This window comes from Meiothermus sp. (genome assembly GCF_037443965.1).
GTDB lineage: Bacteria > Deinococcota > Deinococci > Deinococcales > Thermaceae > Meiothermus.
In genome coordinates, this window is sequence record NZ_JBBINI010000010.1 from 43,445 (window position 1) to 55,859 (window position 12,415).

15 protein-coding genes and 1 pseudogene are annotated in these 12,415 nt (G+C 62.5%); 8 read left to right on the plus strand and 8 right to left on the minus strand.

All coding sequences use genetic code 11. The features are described 5' to 3' along the window. Window positions 1-83: 83 nt before the first annotated feature. Entirely contained in the window at window positions 84-2,237 is a 2,154-nt protein-coding gene (locus tag WKI89_RS07355) for an APC family permease (RefSeq protein ID WP_337868525.1), read from the plus strand. A gap of 91 nt (window positions 2,238-2,328) precedes the next feature. Continuing rightward, window positions 2,329-2,946 (plus strand): NAD(P)-binding domain-containing protein, encoded by a 618-nt coding sequence (locus tag WKI89_RS07360; RefSeq protein WP_337868591.1) that lies wholly within the window; start codon window positions 2,329-2,331, stop codon window positions 2,944-2,946. Here WKI89_RS07360 and WKI89_RS07365 read toward each other — a convergent pair. From WKI89_RS07365 to WKI89_RS07380, 4 genes and pseudogenes are all read right to left on the minus strand, one after another. Further along, window positions 2,850-3,284 (minus strand): annotated as a pseudogene (locus WKI89_RS07365) (transposase); the annotation flags it as partial. The gene WKI89_RS07360 and the pseudogene WKI89_RS07365 sit on opposite strands and share 97 nt — an antisense overlap. After that, on the minus strand, window positions 3,256-3,537 hold the full coding sequence (locus WKI89_RS07370) for a hypothetical protein (RefSeq protein ID WP_337868526.1): 282 nt from the start codon (window positions 3,535-3,537) through the stop codon (window positions 3,256-3,258). The gene WKI89_RS07370 and the pseudogene WKI89_RS07365, both read right to left, overlap by 29 nt. Before the next feature lie 74 nt (window positions 3,538-3,611). Beyond that, window positions 3,612-4,571: a prohibitin family protein gene (locus WKI89_RS07375; protein WP_337868527.1), complete on the minus strand. Its 960-nt coding sequence runs from the start codon at window positions 4,569-4,571 to the stop codon at window positions 3,612-3,614. 137 nt (window positions 4,572-4,708) lie between these two features. Beyond that, window positions 4,709-4,966, minus strand: a complete 258-nt coding sequence (locus WKI89_RS07380; RefSeq protein WP_337868528.1) for an FmdB family transcriptional regulator — start codon at window positions 4,964-4,966, stop codon at window positions 4,709-4,711. Between the two features lie 189 nt (window positions 4,967-5,155). On the opposite strand from WKI89_RS07380, the gene WKI89_RS07385 reads away from it, so the two are divergent. Beyond that, on the plus strand, window positions 5,156-5,704 hold the full coding sequence (locus WKI89_RS07385) for a 5-formyltetrahydrofolate cyclo-ligase (protein WP_337868529.1): 549 nt from the start codon (window positions 5,156-5,158) through the stop codon (window positions 5,702-5,704). A 9-nt stretch (window positions 5,705-5,713) separates the two neighbouring features. Here WKI89_RS07385 and WKI89_RS07390 read toward each other — a convergent pair whose 3' ends face one another. From WKI89_RS07390 to WKI89_RS07405, 4 genes are all read right to left on the minus strand, one after another. Beyond that, a complete protein-coding gene (locus WKI89_RS07390) occupies window positions 5,714-6,709 on the minus strand; it encodes a M23 family metallopeptidase (protein WP_337868530.1) in 996 nt (331 codons plus the stop codon). A 47-nt stretch (window positions 6,710-6,756) separates the two neighbouring features. Further along, entirely contained in the window at window positions 6,757-8,154 is a 1,398-nt protein-coding gene (locus WKI89_RS07395) for a serine hydrolase domain-containing protein (RefSeq protein WP_337868531.1), read from the minus strand. 144 nt (window positions 8,155-8,298) lie between these two features. Further along, window positions 8,299-8,667, minus strand: a complete 369-nt coding sequence (locus WKI89_RS07400; RefSeq protein WP_337868532.1) for a HepT-like ribonuclease domain-containing protein — start codon at window positions 8,665-8,667, stop codon at window positions 8,299-8,301. Window positions 8,668-8,676: 9 nt separating this feature from the next. Then, complete coding sequence (locus WKI89_RS07405; protein ID WP_337868533.1) at window positions 8,677-8,967, minus strand: nucleotidyltransferase domain-containing protein; 291 nt, start codon at window positions 8,965-8,967, stop codon at window positions 8,677-8,679. Window positions 8,968-9,566: 599 nt separating this feature from the next. On the opposite strand from WKI89_RS07405, the gene WKI89_RS07410 reads away from it, so the two are divergent. The 5 genes from WKI89_RS07410 (at window position 9,567) to WKI89_RS07430 (ending at window position 12,204) form a co-directional block, all read left to right on the plus strand. Further along, on the plus strand, window positions 9,567-10,028 hold the full coding sequence (locus WKI89_RS07410; protein ID WP_337868534.1) for a helix-turn-helix transcriptional regulator: 462 nt from the start codon (window positions 9,567-9,569) through the stop codon (window positions 10,026-10,028). Window positions 10,029-10,032: 4 nt separating this feature from the next. Then, window positions 10,033-10,431 carry a type II toxin-antitoxin system VapC family toxin gene (locus WKI89_RS07415; RefSeq protein ID WP_337868535.1) on the plus strand — a complete coding sequence of 133 codons (399 nt, stop codon included), beginning with the start codon at window positions 10,033-10,035 and terminating at the stop codon, window positions 10,429-10,431. 115 nt (window positions 10,432-10,546) lie between these two features. Continuing rightward, window positions 10,547-11,110 (plus strand): cob(I)yrinic acid a,c-diamide adenosyltransferase, encoded by a 564-nt coding sequence (locus WKI89_RS07420; RefSeq protein ID WP_337868536.1) that lies wholly within the window; start codon window positions 10,547-10,549, stop codon window positions 11,108-11,110. A gap of 12 nt (window positions 11,111-11,122) precedes the next feature. After that, window positions 11,123-11,908 (plus strand): cobalamin-binding protein, encoded by a 786-nt coding sequence (locus tag WKI89_RS07425; protein ID WP_337868537.1) that lies wholly within the window; start codon window positions 11,123-11,125, stop codon window positions 11,906-11,908. Then, window positions 11,905-12,204: a hypothetical protein gene (locus WKI89_RS07430; protein WP_337868538.1), complete on the plus strand. Its 300-nt coding sequence runs from the start codon at window positions 11,905-11,907 to the stop codon at window positions 12,202-12,204. The genes WKI89_RS07425 and WKI89_RS07430 overlap by 4 nt, the downstream gene beginning before the upstream one ends. Window positions 12,205-12,415 lie beyond the last annotated feature (211 nt).

Sequence of the window (12,415 nt, forward strand, 5' to 3'; positions counted from 1 at the left end):
TGAAAAATCAACCGAGGTCGGCAGGCAACCCTCCAGCTCGCCCCGGATAATCCAGGCCAGCCTAACCGCTTTGGAACCTCGCTATGCCGAATCGTCAATCCTTTGCCCGCTTTGCTTCCAGTCGCTTGCAACGCTGGCTGCTCGAGGGGGCTCCCAAACCTTCCGAGGGCTACTACAAGCAGCCTACCAATGCCCACCCGACCCACCCCTGGTGGCGGGTGATGTGCCTGACCGGGGTGGACTACTTCTCCACCCTGGGCTACCAGCCCGGCATTGCAGCGCTGGCCGCGGGGGCGCTCTCGCCCATTGCCACCCTGATGCTGGTGCTGCTCACCCTGTTTGGGGCTCTTCCCATGTACCGCCGGGTTGCTGGTGAGAGCCCCCATGGCGACGGCTCAATCTCGATGCTCGTGCGGCTGCTCGAGGGCTGGGCGGGTAAGTTCGTGGTACTGGCCCTAATTGGCTTCGTAGCAACCGGCTTCATCATTACCATCACCCTCTCGGCAGCAGACGCAGCCAAGCACATCATCGAGAACCCCCTGGCGCCGGATTGGATGAACAGCCAGATTGGCCTGACACTCTTGTTGGTGGGGCTTTTAGGCGCGGTCTTCTTGCGCGGCTTTAAGGAGGCCATCGGCATCGCGGTGGTGCTGGTGGTAGCCTACATCGGCCTCAACCTGATGGTGATCGGTCATGGGCTTGGTCTGATCGCACAGAACCCTGGCCTTCTGGCCGAGTGGACGGGCCACATCGCCCTCGACTACGCCACCCCCGCTGCCGTGGTGGTGGCGGCCTTGGTGGTCTTTCCCAAACTGGCCCTGGGTCTCTCTGGCTTCGAGACCGGGGTGGTGGTAATGCCGCTGGTGCGGGGTAGGCCCGGCGATTCGCCCCAGTACCCCGTGGGACGGATTGCCAATTCACGCAAACTGCTCACCACAGCGGCCTTAATCATGAGCGTGATGCTGCTCAGCAGCGCCTTGGTGACCACCCTGCTGGTTCCGCCGAGCGAGTTCTGGCCCGAGACCACCGCCCAACGCGAGCTGCGCGGCCAGGCCCGCACCATAGACGTACCGCTGGGCAACGGCGACGTATACACCTACCAGGTGCCCGAGCGCAAGGGGAGCTTTTCAGAGGTAGTTCAGCTCGACGGGAACCAGGGAAGGATACGCCTCGAGGTAACGGTCACCCCCATCCCAGGCGGGCGGCTGGTGCAGGTGACCAAGGAGGGCGGCGCAGCCAACGGGCGGGCCCTGGCCTTCTTGGCCCACCGTGACCAAGGCGAGTGGTTTGGCAGCCTCTACGACCTCTCCACCATTCTGATTTTGTGGTTCGCGGGCGCGAGTGCGATGGCCGGACTGCTCAACATTACCCCGCGGTTCCTGCCCCGGTATGGTATGGCGCCCGACTGGGCCCGGGCGGTGCGTCCGCTGGTGCTCATCTTCACCGGGGTCTGCGTGCTGGTCACCCTAATCTTTCAGGCCGATGTGGACGCCCAGGCTGGGGCCTACGCCACCGGGGTGCTGGCCCTGATGACCTCGGCGGCCTTCGCGGTCATGCTTTCGGCCCTTGCCAAGCGCCAGCTTGGGGCCGCGCTGGGTTTCGGGCTGGTTACGGCTGTCTTTATTTACACCGGCACCGTGACGGTGCTGGCCGACCCCGAGGGCCTGGTGATCGCCGCGCTCTTCATTGCTGCAATTGTGGTGGTCTCGCTGATCTCGCGCGTTTTTCGCTCAACCGAACTGCGCGTCGAGCGGATTCAGGCCGACCTCGAGGCCGAGGCGATTCTCCGGCAGCTCGCCCTGGGCGAGATCCGCCTGGTCGCCAACCACCGCGACTCCGGCAGCCCCTTCGAATACGCGCACAAGCGGGAGCGGATGTATTGGCGCACCCACCTGCCCACCCGCGATCCGGTGGCTTTCCTCGAGGTCTCCGTCCCCGACGCCTCCGACTTTTCCGATACCCTCTACGTGCATGGGGTGGAGGTGGGCGAACAACGGGTGTTGCGGGTGCAGGGCACCTCCATCCCCAACGCTATTGCGGCCTTGCTACTGTATGTGCGCGATACCACCGGCAAGCTCCCGCACGTCTACTTCGAGTGGAGCGAGCGTTCCCTGGTTCGCTCGGCCCTCGACTTCATCCTCTACGGTGAGGGAGATGTGCCCAGCCTCACCCACGAGGTGCTGCGCAAGGCCGAGCCCGACCCACGGCGCAGGCCGGTGGTGCACGTGGGAGGTTGAAGTTATGCAATACCCTTCCAAGATTCCATTCAGACCGCTTGGGAGCGATAGACTCGGAAGCATGGAAATCAGTATTGTAGGCCTAGGAAGAATGGGCAGCGACATTGCCCGCCGCCTGCTGCGGGCGGGGGTTCGGGTGGTGGGGTACGACCGCGATGTGAATGCTGCTCAGGAGGTCTCGAGGGAGGGCCCTGCGGTGGCCGAGACCCTCGAGGCCCTCCCGTCCCTGCTCAAAACCCCGCGCTTGGTTTGGTTGATGCTTCCTGCCGGAGACGCGACAGAACAGACCTTGCAGCGCTTGGCTGAGCTGCTGAGCCCAGGTGATCTCCTCGTGGATGGAGGGAACTCGAACTACAAAGACTCGCAACGCTGGGGGCATCAGCTTGCCGAGCATGGCATTTTGTTTGCCGATGTGGGGGTTTCGGGCGGGGTCTGGGGCCTGGAGAATGGCTATGGCCTGATGGCAGGCGGGAATCCGGAGGCCAGGGCGCGGCTCGAGCCCTACTTAAAGTTAACCCAAGTTGCTACCTACAAAATACCGGCCAGCCGCCTGAAGTTGTGGGCAAAGATGAAGCCCCACACCTTGAGCACAAAGCCCTGGAGGGTCGTGGCATGTATGCGCTTGGGGAATAGTTCCGTCAGGGCAGCACCCACCAACTCGATAACCCGCCGCCCCTGCTGGGCAATCCACTGCGATGCCGGTTGGTAGCGCTTGGAGTTCCGTTTGCGGATGACGCGCAGCCGGATGCCCTCAGCCATGGCCAGGTCATCTTCGGCCTGATAGTCGGTGTACCCCCGATCCACGTACAGCTCACTTCCCCTTGCTAAGTCCAGCGGCAGCCGATACAACCCCTCCATGTCCGCGGTGGAACCGGGGGTGAGGATCACCTCGCTGATCCACGGGTGATCCGTGCAGACCAGGTGAAGCTTCAGACCGTGGAAGTAGCTGCGTTTGCTGGGAATGTAGCCCCGGTACTGGCGGGTAGGGGCCAGGCGGCAACGGGGTGCGCGGATGTTTTCACAGACCGGCAGGGGTAAGGTATCCAGTCAGACAAGCTGTGCAGCCGTCGGCTCCCGCCACGCCGGGGCGGGGCGTGGGGAAGGGGATGTAGCTGAAAAGACCCTGCGCTTTGGCATAGATCAGGGCGTGCTTATGCTTTCCAGCGAAAGCCAGGGCGGCCAGAATCCAGAGGGTGAGGACGAGGCTGGCGGGGGTCTTGCTCTGGGGGTCGTCCCGGTGTCCGAGGGTCTTGAGCAGGTCGTCTATAATGCAGAAGGCCACTAGAACAGTCCAGCTCATAGTGGCCTTTATTTTCTGCGTAGTCAGGATAGGTGGCAACTTGAGTTAACTTACCAAACCACTAGACTCGCGTTCTAGCGCGCGGGCTGAGCAGGCTGGGCTGGTTGCAAGCTACGCAGGTCAAGCAAGAAGTTACCCGTGGTGGGCACCATGATGGTCTGGATGTTGGGGGCCAGTTTCTCGGCCACGGTGAGCTGGACAACCTGGGGGCTTTGCCGCAGGGCCTCGCCGCGCAGGCGGATGGCCTGGGCCTCGCCTTCGGCTCGCAAAATAGCAGCATCGCGCTCGCCTTTGGCCTGTACTACCGCCCGCTGGGCAGCAATTTCAGCTTGTTGGCGGCGGTTGACCTCCACCTGCACCTGCTGCTCGGCGGTTTGCTTTTCCTCAATCACCTTGGCCACCGAGGGCGGAATATCAATCCGGCGCAACAGCACCGAGATCAGTTCGATGTGTTGTGCGCCAAGGTCTTCGCGCAGTTCCTTGGTAACGGCGGCCTCGAGCTGAGTTCTCTGCGTACTGATGAGCTCGGCAGCGTTGAACAAGCCTACCGCGTCGCGCACCTTGCTGCGGATTTGTGGGGTAATGAGGGTCTCGAGGTAGTTTGGCCCCAGGTTGCGGTGTAGCTGGGCAGCCTCGTCCCGCTTGATACGGTATTGCACCGTCACATCTACGCCTATATCCAAGCCCTCTTTACTGCGGGCATTGATGGCGTCCTCACCCGGCGTGGTAGCCCCAGAAGGAGCGGGGCCCTTGGCCAGGGTTACTTCTTTCAAGCGAGCATCATACAGAATGACGTTTTGAATGCCGGGTATCACGATGCGGAAGCCTTCACCTAGGGGGTTCGGCTGTACACCACCAAACACATTGAATACCACCCCCACATTACCCGCCGGAACCACCACAAAGCTCTGCGAGATGGCCGCAATCGCCAGTCCGGCCAGCAAGAGCGGAACCCCCAAAGCCCGGCGGGCACCAGGCTGCGCTAGTAAAAAAATACCCAAAATGGCCACGACGATTCCCAAGAGTAGAAACATACACACCTCACCCCCTCAACGATACGCTACCAGTATCACGGATAAAACGCCTCCTGCGAAAGGAGCAGAGGGGTAAAGAAAAAGCCACAAGCTTTTGCGCAGCTTGTAGCTTCGGACATGAACTTGTTAGAACCAATCTAATCGGCAGCGGCACCGCCTACGTTCTGGGAACCCTCGCTTTTGGATTCGGCCTTTGGGGAGGGGTTGGTTTTGTTGTGCGACTTGGAATCGTTGACGTACCAACCTGAACCCTTAAACACCACCGCCGGGGCAAAAATCAGACGCTTGATGGGGGCGCCGGTCTCGGGGTGGTGGGTATAGGCGGGGTCGTGAAAGCGCTGTTCGAACTCGTAGTGTTCGCCGGTCTCGAGGTTCTGGTAAACGTACCTGGGCATGACGGACTCCTGTTAGACAAGATGGGATTTTGTCTTGAGGGGTCGCTTCCCTCAATAATCAAGTATATTGACAGAAGTAGGCTCAGGCTGTCAACGGAATGGGTCACAACGTTCAAGGTCGGCCACAACGCCTGGCTTTTGACCAACCGCTATCGGCTATCAGCCCTTCTGGATGGGATACTGGAACCCATGACCAAAGCAGAACTCCGGCGCTGGGCCAAGGAAGTGCGGGGCAAATTGCCGGTTTCCCAGCTATCAGTCCAGGTCAACCAGCACCTAACCCACTTCTTATTTGAGCGGCGGGCACAGCATGTTTTGTTCTACAGTGCGTTTGGCTCCGAGCTAGACCCTGCTGGGTTGCAAAGCCTCTACCCGGCCACCTATTACCTGCCCAGGGCCCGCACCTACCAGTTGGAAGTCCACCCCCTGCCCTGCAAGCTGGTGAGGCATAAATATGGCTTCTGGGAGCCAGTGACAGACGCCCCCAGGGTGGAGCCCGAGGTGCTGGATGCCGTGCTGGTGCCGGGTCTGGCTTTCGACCCCTGGGGCCACCGGCTGGGCTATGGGCAGGGCTTCTATGACCGCTTTTTGGCTCAGCTACCCCCGCGCACCCTCACGGTGGGCCTGGTGGCCGAGGCGCTGGTGGTGACCGAGCTGCCCCACGACCCCTGGGATGTGCCGGTGCAGTTTCTGGCCACCGAGCAAGGGGTTCGCCCCGCGCGCAGTGTCGGCCCGTAGGCCGCCGGGTCAGGGAACGCTCAGGAACCAGGGGGCGGGGTTGGTGGGGATGCCCCGCACCCGGATCTCAAAGTGCAGGTGGGGCCCGTTGGACAGGCCGGTGTTGCCCGAGTAGCCGAGCAAGTCGCCGGCCTGCACGGTCTGGCCCGGCTTTACCACGATGCGCGAGAGGTGCCAGTAGCCGCTGCACACCCCCAGCCCGTGGTCGAGGGTGACGGCGTTGCCCCGCACAAAGAGCCGCTCAGCCAGGCCCACCACGCCGGGGGCCGGGGCATAGACCGGGGTGCCTTCGGGTACGCCATAATCGAGTCCCTCGTGGTAGGAGTAAGTGCGCCCTTGGTCGTAGCTGCGGCGGGTGCCGAAGGGGTCGGTGATGCGGTTGGTCTGGATGGGCTTTCGGAAGGGGCCCCGCCACTGCTGGGGGCGGTCGAAGTCGCAGGAGCCCACCACCTTGAGCCGTTCGGCCCGCAGCCGCTCCGGCACCAGCAGGGCCTGGCGGTCGGGCGGGAGCCGCAGCACAAAGCGCCCAAAGCTTCCGGCCACCACCCGCACCTCGAGCCCCACCTCCGCGCCACCCACCCGCAGCCGGGCGGGGTAGACCCCAGGGGCTTGCAGGGCCGGTATAGGCAGCAGCACGCGGTTTCGCTGGAGGGGGTAGGTGTTGCCTAGAAAACGCACCTCGCCCTGTACCGGCGCCGGGGCTGCGATGCGGATCACTGCCAGATGGCCCTGGGTGGTCTCGCGGGGCCACTCGAGGGCCTCGATGGGGGCCGGGGCCTGGGTAAGCCGGTGCAGGGCTGGGCTAGGCTGTCCGGTTACCCGCAAGACCTGCCCTACTCGAAGCTGGGTGGGGTCTGCGATGTTATTCAGCACCTGCAGGGCTTCCACGCTGGTGTTGTACTGCCTGGCGATGCGGTAGAGGGTCTCGCCGGGCTGGACGGTGTGGGTGGTCTGGGCCAGGGCGAGGGAACACAGGACAAGGAATGCAGAAAGCACGCGGTGCATAGGGCAAGTTTATCGCTTTATATGAGAGTGGTTTTGGGCGTGCGCGTCTAGAAGCAGTCGTACTCGGGCCAGTGCTGGACGGCCTGGGTGGCGTTCTCGAGCCCCCGCCTGAGCTCGGCGATAAAGCGCCCGTCGTTCCAGGGGCGGCTGTTGAAGAGGGCCACCACCACCACGCGGCCCGGCAAACGCAGAAGCAGGGTGCGGCTGCCGGCAAAGGCCCCGTCGTGGCTCCACTCGAGCTGGTCGAAGGGCAGGCTCAGCACCACGGGCTGCTTCTGTGGAAGGGTGCGGGTCTCGCTGCTGCCCTGGCCCGCGGCTCCCGCCAGATGGGCAGGGGTAGCCAGCCGGGGCTGGGGCACCCGCACCCCCCAACCCAGGGCGTAGTAGCGCGGGGTCTGGGCGTATTGCGCAAGCCGGGGGCGGCGGAACATCTCTTCCAGGGCCTCGCGGGAGAGGGGGGCGGCCTGGCTGCGCAAGCCTTCCAGTACCACCACCCAGCGCGCCAGGTCCGGCGCAGTGGCCACCAAACCCCCGTTGGCATCGTGGGCCTCGAGGTAGAACTCGCCATAGGGCCGGTTGACCAGGCTGCCGTCTACCACCGAACGGGTCAGGGGTGCTCCTGGAAAATCGTAGTAGCGCACCTCGCCCGGCAGGCGGTCTTGCAGGCGGGTTTTGCCGGCTCGTACGCTATAAATGCCCATCTGCCCGAGCATTTCGCGCACGTAGGTCTCGTAGCGCTGGCCACTGATGCCCTCGATAACCCGTCCCAGCACGGCATAGCCCAGGTTGGAGTAGGCCGAGCGCGTGCCAGGGGCAAACTGGAGCGGGCGGCTCATCATAAAGCCGATGAGTTCCTGGCTCGAGAGCTTTTCGGAACGCTGCATGGCTTTGGCGATCTCGCCCAGCGTTGGGCGGAACATGGGGTCGCCGGCCCAGTTGCGGTTCCAACCCCCCGAGTGCTGCAAAAGATCGCGCAGGGTGATGTGCTTCAGCCGGGGGTCGGCGATCTGCCCGCTGTAGGGCCTGATTTTGACGAAGTTGAAGGCTTTTTCGTTCAAGAAGGTGTTCAGGTCGGGGTAGATGCCTCGAAACACCAGGCTCTCGCCCAGGTGCAGCACTGCTACCGCGGTGATGGGCTTGGTGAGGCTGGCCAGCCGGAACAGCGAGTCGGGTTGCACGGGTTCTTTGGCCCGCAGATCGGCCCAGCCGTAGCCCCTAAAGAGCACCAGCCGCCCCTCCTTGGCCACCGCCAGGGCGCCGCCGGGAATCTGGTAACGCTCCATCAGCTGGTGCATCACCCGGTCGTAGGGCTCGAGGCTGGGAGCGGCGTAACCGGTGACCGGACGACCGGGCGTACCCCCCACTGGAGGCACACAGATGGTCTGGGCCCAGGCCCACCCCATCCAGGCGACCAAGCAGAAAAGGGTTTTGAGGCTACGCAGCATTGGGAACATCCTGGTGGCGTGTTTGTGGAGATGGGGGCGAACCGCGTTAGAGGGGGTTGTGGTCAAAAGCTAAAAAGTGGAAGCCCCAAACGGTGGCTACTTTTCGTTGCCTAATGAGCACGACGCACTCCCCAGCCCAATCGCTCAACGGGGCTGCTGCTCCAAGGTCTCCTCCAGCACCACCAGCCAGTAGGGCAGGGTGCGCTGGATTAAGTCCCAGAGAATTTCGTCCTGGATGCCAAAATGCAGGCGGCTTACGATCTCGGGCAGATCCAGAATTCTGCGCCAGTCCAGCCCCCCTATCTCCTCTCGCACCCTTGCGTGCATGGTGGCAGCGATGACGCCTAGCTGGTTCAAGTTGTAGCACACCGCATCCTGGGTGCGCCCATCGGCAGCAAAGTCGGTAAAGCTCATCCCAGCCGTGTAGTCCAATACGCGCTGGGCTGCTTGCTTCATCTGCTCGAGGTGAACCCTGGGCAGTAGGTGTGGGTTGGGGAGATCGGGGTCGCGCATAAGCACCTTTCAAACCAGTTGTACCGCATCGGTTTCGATATGCGGGCGTAGATCGGCTGGCACTTTTTTAGCGCTCACCAGGTCTACTTGGCTGCCGAGCATGTCCTCGAGCTCGTGCTTGAGGCCGATGTAGTGCTCGAAGGTGGGCTCCTCAAAGCGCACCAGAAAATCCACGTCGCTGCTCGAGTCGGCATCGTCGCGGGCGGTGGAGCCGAACAGATACAGGCTCTTAATGCCGTAGCGCTCGGCCAGACCCGGTAATCGTTCTTCCAGGATGCTCAGCACACTTCCCCTGCGCATGAGACCATAGTACAACCCGGTTCTTTGTATGAAGGCTGGTCCAACAGGCTACATATTTAGCAGGACTACGCACCAATACTGCCTTATAGGGAATGTGTCACCCTCGAGTTGTGTTATTGAGGGGCTGCAAGGATCAACGGGTGGTGAACAAGGTTTCTGTGACTTCAAAGCCGAGAAGCACCACACCGACGGCTGGCAAGAGTTCACAGGTTTCGAGCGCTGTGTTTACCCAGTGCAAGTGCTGGATGGGGTATCTGACTTCGAGCTTGCCGCCTTCCTTGAACGGGAGTCTACACGTTGGTCTCGACCTGTGTGGCCAGTTCAAAATCTACCGCTCAGTGACATCGGAAGAACAGTATCAACCCGACTTCGTGGCAGAATTTGCCCATGCCACATACCTGAGTGACATAATTCAGACGGGGGCCGTGTCCGACTTAACCCGACAAGCTGCTCTTCGGGAATGGTGTCGTCAAGCCAGCGTTGTTCAAGGCAAACCCTGGAGATACACGCAATTGACCACTTTCAATCTTTCGGATGAATTACGTCAGCTTATCTGATTGGCATACATACTTTTCCTAAACCTCTTGTAAAATTGATTGGTGGTAAATACCTACTTTAAACTCGAGCTCCTCCTTCGCCAGCACAAGAAAACCCCCCTGGCGCTGGCCGAGGCCAGCGGGCTGTCCAAAACCACCGTCTACAACCTGGTCAACAACAAGGCCAAGGCGGTGGAACTCGAGACCCTCGACAAGCTAATGGCGGGCCTCGAGCGACTCCTGGGCAGGCCGGTGCGCTTCGACGAGATTCTCGAGAAGCGCCCGACCCCCAAAGAGGCGCGGCTGGCCCGACTGCTAAAGGGTGTCAGGCCCTTTCACTGGGAGGAGGTACAAAAAGCCCTGCCGCCCCTGACCCCCGAAGAAAAGGCCGAGGACGAAGCGTTCTTGCGAGTACTCGAGGAGGCCCGCCAGACCGACCTCGAGCAAAGCCAGGCGCGCGACCGGCGGCTGCTCGAGCTGTTTGAGGAGCCTGGCCCCAAAAACCCCGCAAGAAGGGCTCGGTGACCCGATGAACCTGCTGGTGGACACCAACATCATCAGCTACGCCTACAACGAGCACAGCCTGTGGGGGGTCTACCAGCCGATTCTGGAGGGCCACCAACTGCTGGTGGCCGCTCAGACCATGGCCGAGCTGCGCTTTGGGGCTTTGGTCAGGAACTGGGGTGAGCACAAGCGACGCCGCCTCGAGGTTTTGCTCTCGAACTGCGCGGTGGTGCACACCGACGACGAGATCTGCACCGCCTGGGCCAGGGTTCGCAGCGAAGCCCTGACCAAGGGCCGCCCCATCGGCGCGGGCGACGCCTGGATTGCCGCTACCGCCAGGGCCCTGGAGATTCCCTTAGTAACCCACAACCGCCGCGATTTCGAGTTTTTGGACGACCTCATTCTCATTTCGGAGGGGGCATGACCCTGGCTGGGCAAAGGGCCGGGGTCGGAGGGCCTCTGCCGATTCTGCTAACGTTTTATGTATGGTGTCTTTTTGAACCCAATTGGTTTCGGCAAATGTGCGGTTAAATGAAAGCATGAAAATCTACACCAAAACCGGCGATGCGGGGGAGACCGGCCTGTACGGGGCCGACCGGGTGGGCAAGGACCACCCCAGGGTGGAAGCCTACGGCACGGTGGACGAGGCCAACAGCGCCATCGGGCTGGCCCGCGCGGCCCTGGGCGCGGCCCATGCCGATATCGAGGCCGACCTCGAGTACCTCCAGAACGCCCTCTTCGACCTGGGGGCCGACCTTGCGACCCGCGCCGGCGGCCCTTACGAGCGCAACCTAGCCCGCATGGACGCCTCGGACGTGGAGAAGCTCGAGGCCCTGATTGACCGCTACCAGGAGGAAGCCCCCCGCTTCACCGGCTTCATCCACCCCGGCGGCCACCCCGCGGCGGCGGCCCTGCACCTGGCCCGCACCATTTCCCGCCGGGCCGAGCGCCGGGTGGTGGAGCTGATGCGCACCGAGGCGGTGAACCCGGAGGCCCTGCGCTACCTCAACCGGCTCTCGGATCTGCTTTTTACGCTGGCTCGAGTCGTCAACCAACGCGAAGGCTTCGCCGAGGAGAAGTGGCTGGTCAAAAAACGCCGTTAAGTGGGGGCTGGTATGCGCCTGGTAAGCCTGACCTGCTCCAACACCGAGATCGTCTGGGCCCTGGGCTGCCTGGATAGGCTGGTGGGGGTGGACAGCAACTCCGACTTTCCCCCCGAAGTCGCCCGGCTGCCTAGGGTGGGGCCCGACCTCCAGATTGACCTGGACAGGGTCGAAGCCCTGAAGCCCGACCTGGTGCTGGCCAGCCTGAGCGTGCCGGGCATGGAGCGGGTGGTGGAGGGTTTGCAGGCGCGGCAAATCCCCCACGTGGTGCTCGACCCGCAAAGCCTGCAAGACGTCTACGGCGATATTATGCGGGTGGCGGGTCTCCTGGGGGTGGCCTCGCAGGGCCGGCATGTGGTGCGGGCCATGCAATGGATGATCGCCCAGGCCCGGGGCTCGCTGCCCAACTGGGTGCGCCCCCCCAGGGTGATGGTGGAGTGGTGGCCCCGGCCCATGATTGCCGCCGGGCAACACAGTTGGGTAACGCAGATGTTGGAGGCGCTGGGGGCGGAAAACGCCTTTGCCCACCTGCCGGTGCGCTCCCAACCCCTCACCCCCGCCCTGGTGGAGGAGGCCCAGCCCGACCTGATTACAGTCTCGTGGTGCGGGGCGAAAAAACTGCGCCCAGAGGTGGTTTTGCAGCGTGAACTGAAAATTCCTGCCCTGAGGCATAAGCAGGTGTTCGCCCTCGAGGAGGCCTACCTGGGCCGTCCGGGGCCGCGCCTGGCCGAGGGGGCGAAAAAACTGGCCGATCTACTGCGGCAGGTGCCGGTCTGGCAGCACGGAGGCCGGTCATGACCCCCCTCAAGGTGGTTACCTTCTGGGTGCGCCCGCTGGAGGGTGAGCCCCTGCCCGAGGCCAGGGCCTTGCTGGAGGGCCTTCTGGCTATTTTTTACGAGGCTTTTCCGGAATACACCGGGGTGCTCACCTTTAGCCAGTCGCCCCGCCCGCCCGGCTATGTGTTTATCTACGTGAACCAGGGCTGCACCGGCCTGCTGCCCATGGCGGGGCGTTTCTTGCAGGAACTCTTGCAGCAGGCCTTCCCCCAGGGTGAGGTGCGTCCCTATGGGCGGGTCTGGCTGGAAATGCCCTAACCGATTCTGCTCGTAGCTGACCTAAAAAATAACGGAAGGGATCCTCGGACGCGCTACTTAGCGCGGCAAGTGATACGCATTTCGGCAGTATCGTTCACTTTTGAAAGCCTAAACGATACTACCGAAATGCTTTTCTACTCCCTTCGGTCGGCTTGAATCCTTCACCTCTGGCTACGTCCAACGGTGAATGATTCAAGCGGAAACGGTGTGA

Excerpts from the sequence above, each read along its gene's own strand:
- WKI89_RS07355 (WP_337868525.1), top strand. The coding sequence starts at position 84 with ATGCCGAATCGTCAATCCTTTGCCCGCTTTGCTTCCAGTCGCTTGCAA.
- WKI89_RS07360 (WP_337868591.1), top strand. The coding sequence starts at position 2,329 with ATGGGCAGCGACATTGCCCGCCGCCTGCTGCGGGCGGGGGTTCGGGTG.
- WKI89_RS07370 (WP_337868526.1), bottom strand. The coding sequence starts at position 3,537 with ATGAGCTGGACTGTTCTAGTGGCCTTCTGCATTATAGACGACCTGCTC.
- WKI89_RS07375 (WP_337868527.1), bottom strand. The coding sequence starts at position 4,571 with ATGTTTCTACTCTTGGGAATCGTCGTGGCCATTTTGGGTATTTTTTTA.
- WKI89_RS07380 (WP_337868528.1), bottom strand. The coding sequence starts at position 4,966 with ATGCCCAGGTACGTTTACCAGAACCTCGAGACCGGCGAACACTACGAG.
- WKI89_RS07385 (WP_337868529.1), top strand. The coding sequence starts at position 5,156 with ATGACCAAAGCAGAACTCCGGCGCTGGGCCAAGGAAGTGCGGGGCAAA.
- WKI89_RS07390 (WP_337868530.1), bottom strand. The coding sequence starts at position 6,709 with ATGCACCGCGTGCTTTCTGCATTCCTTGTCCTGTGTTCCCTCGCCCTG.
- WKI89_RS07395 (WP_337868531.1), bottom strand. The coding sequence starts at position 8,154 with ATGCTGCGTAGCCTCAAAACCCTTTTCTGCTTGGTCGCCTGGATGGGG.
- WKI89_RS07400 (WP_337868532.1), bottom strand. The coding sequence starts at position 8,667 with ATGCGCGACCCCGATCTCCCCAACCCACACCTACTGCCCAGGGTTCAC.
- WKI89_RS07405 (WP_337868533.1), bottom strand. The coding sequence starts at position 8,967 with ATGCGCAGGGGAAGTGTGCTGAGCATCCTGGAAGAACGATTACCGGGT.
- WKI89_RS07415 (WP_337868535.1), top strand. The coding sequence starts at position 10,033 with ATGAACCTGCTGGTGGACACCAACATCATCAGCTACGCCTACAACGAG.
- WKI89_RS07420 (WP_337868536.1), top strand. The coding sequence starts at position 10,547 with ATGAAAATCTACACCAAAACCGGCGATGCGGGGGAGACCGGCCTGTAC.
- WKI89_RS07425 (WP_337868537.1), top strand. The coding sequence starts at position 11,123 with ATGCGCCTGGTAAGCCTGACCTGCTCCAACACCGAGATCGTCTGGGCC.
- WKI89_RS07430 (WP_337868538.1), top strand. The coding sequence starts at position 11,905 with ATGACCCCCCTCAAGGTGGTTACCTTCTGGGTGCGCCCGCTGGAGGGT.